The sequence below is a fragment of the Stenotrophomonas sp. Iso1 genome, from assembly GCF_027497995.1.
Lineage (GTDB): Bacteria > Pseudomonadota > Gammaproteobacteria > Xanthomonadales > Xanthomonadaceae > Stenotrophomonas.
On record NZ_JAODBT010000013.1, the window covers coordinates 1 to 279 of the forward strand.

Consider the following 279-nt stretch of genomic DNA (forward strand, 5'->3'; position numbering starts at 1 on the left):
CGGCGCTGTTCTCGTTGTAGCTGACCGTGTAGCTGGCCGGCGTCGGGTTGCCTGCACCATCGTCGCCCGGCGGAGTGAAGATCGTGCCCGGCTGATTCGGACCCGGCGGCGTGCCGCCCTGGTTCGGGTCTTCAAACGCCGGCGCTTCGTTGACGTCCAGTTCGTTGAGCGTGACGGTGATGGTGGTCGTGCCGCCATTGCCGTCGCTGGCCACCACGGTGATCGTGTGGCTGTTGCCCGTTGCCTCGTAGTCATTCGCCAGCGAGGCTGCACCGACCG

General features: G+C 66.7%; 1 protein-coding gene. It reads right to left on the reverse strand.

Features of this window, described 5'->3' with window-relative positions; translation table 11 throughout:
• Positions 1 to 279, reverse strand: a 279-nt coding sequence (locus tag PAN08_RS18000) for a cadherin repeat domain-containing protein (RefSeq protein ID WP_269792873.1), incomplete at both ends; no start/stop codon positions are given.